The following is a 1754-nucleotide window of genomic DNA, read 5'->3' as shown; positions in this document are numbered from 1 at the left end:
ACCGCCAAGTCCGAGGACGGCGTCGCCTCGACGTGGAGCGGCGCCGAGGCGGCCGATCTCGGCGAGATCGATCCGCTTCCCCTGTACGCGGAGCTGGGCGAGCGGCTCGGCTGGGGGCGCAGGCGCGTCGCGCTCCCCGCCGGGCGGTACGAGGTCCTGCTGTCCCCGTCGTGCGTCGCCGACCTCATGCTGCGGCTGTACCGCGCGGCCGGGGCGAAGGACGCCGCCGGCGCGCGCACCGTGTTCCGCGGCCCGGACGGCGGGACGCGGATCGGCGAGCGCCTGACCGGCGCACCGCTCACGCTGCGGAGCGACCCGCGGGAGCCGGGCCTGCGGTGCGCGCCGTTCGTCGCCGCCCGGGGCTCCGCGGACGTCGCGCAGGTGTTCGCGGACACCGTCTCGGTGTTCGACAACGGGCTGCCGCTCCGGCCGACCGAGTGGATCCGCGACGGCGTCCTCGCCGGCCTGGTCCAGACCCGCCACTCCGCCGAGCTCACCGGGCTGCCGGTCACGCCGCAGGTCGGCAACCTGGTGCTGGAGGGCGCGGGGGAGGGCCGGCCGCTCGCCGATCTCGTCGCCACCACCAGGCGCGGGCTCCTGGTCACCTCGCTGTGGTACGTCCGCGACGTCGACCCGCGGACGCTGCTGCTCACCGGGCTCACCCGCGACGGCGTCTACCTGGTGGAGAACGGCGAAGTGGTGGGGGAGGCGAACAACTTCCGCTTCAACGAGAGCCCGGTGGACCTGCTGGGCCGGGTGACGGAGATCGGCCGCACCGAACGCGCCCTGCCCAGGGAGCGGGACGACTCCACGCCCCGGACGGCCATGCCCGCGCTCCGGGTGGACGGCTACACGATGTCGGCGGTCAGCGAGGCGACCTGAGCATCGGCCCCGGCGCCTTCCGGAGACCGGCCTTCAGCGGTTCCCACCAGGCCCGGTTCGCGCGGTACCACTCGACGGTCGCCTCCAGCCCGTCCTCGAAGCGCACCCGCGGAACGAAACCGAGCCGCTCCTCGATCTTGGTGGTGTCGAGCGCGTACCTGCGGTCGTGGCCCTGCCGGTCGGGAACGTGGTCGACCATCTCCCACGAGGCGCCGCACGCCTCCAGCAGCAGGGACGTCAGGTCCTCGTTGGACAGCTCCTTGCCGCCGCCGACGTGGTACACCTCGCCCGGGCGGCCGAACCGCAGCACCAGGTCGAGCGCGCGGCAGTGGTCCGACACGTGCAGCCAGCCGCGCCGGTGGCGGCCGTCGCCGTAGAGCGGGACCCGCCGGCCGTCCAGCAGGTTGGTCACGAACAGCGGGATCACCTTCTCCGGGAACTGGTAGTGCCCGTAGTTGTTGGTGCACCGCGTGACCACGACCTCGAGGCCGCGGGTCCGGTGCCAGGCCAGCGCCAGCAGGTCCGACCCGGCCTTGGCCGACGCGTAGGGCCCGTTCGGCAGCAGCGGGGCGTCCTCCGTCCACGACCCCTGGGCGATCGAGCCGTAGACCTCGTCGGTGGAGACGTGCACGAACCGGCCGACGCCGTGCCGCTGGGCCGCCTCCAGCATGTTCTGCGTGCCGAGCACGTTGGTCCGCACGAAGGGCGTGGCGGTGTCGATCGAGCGGTCCACGTGCGATTCGGCGGCGAGATGGACGATCGCGTCCTGCCCGGCCACGGCCGCGTCGACCGCGTCCGGGTCGCAGGTGTCGCCGTGCACGAACCGGTAGCGCGGATGCCCGGCGACCGGGGCCAGGTTCTGCGGGTTCCCC

The 1754-nt window shown here is 73.9% G+C and carries 2 protein-coding genes; one reads left to right on the top strand and one right to left on the bottom strand.

The window, feature by feature from the left end; translation table 11 throughout:
* The coding region (locus tag AB0C69_RS42055; protein WP_360362485.1) for a metallopeptidase TldD-related protein at nt 1-882 on the top strand (882 nt) is incomplete at its 5' end.
* Here AB0C69_RS42055 and AB0C69_RS42050 read toward each other — a convergent pair.
* Nucleotides 866-1754: dTDP-glucose 4,6-dehydratase (locus AB0C69_RS42050; RefSeq protein WP_360362482.1), on the bottom strand; the 889-nt coding region annotated here is incomplete at its 5' end. The genes AB0C69_RS42055 and AB0C69_RS42050 overlap by 17 nt on opposite strands.

Source organism: Actinomadura sp. NPDC048032, from assembly GCF_040653175.1.
Classification (GTDB): Bacteria; Actinomycetota; Actinomycetes; order Streptosporangiales; family Streptosporangiaceae; genus Spirillospora; species Spirillospora verrucosospora.
Note: the sequence above shows the minus strand (reverse complement) of the source record. Positions and strands in the feature narration are given on the sequence as shown.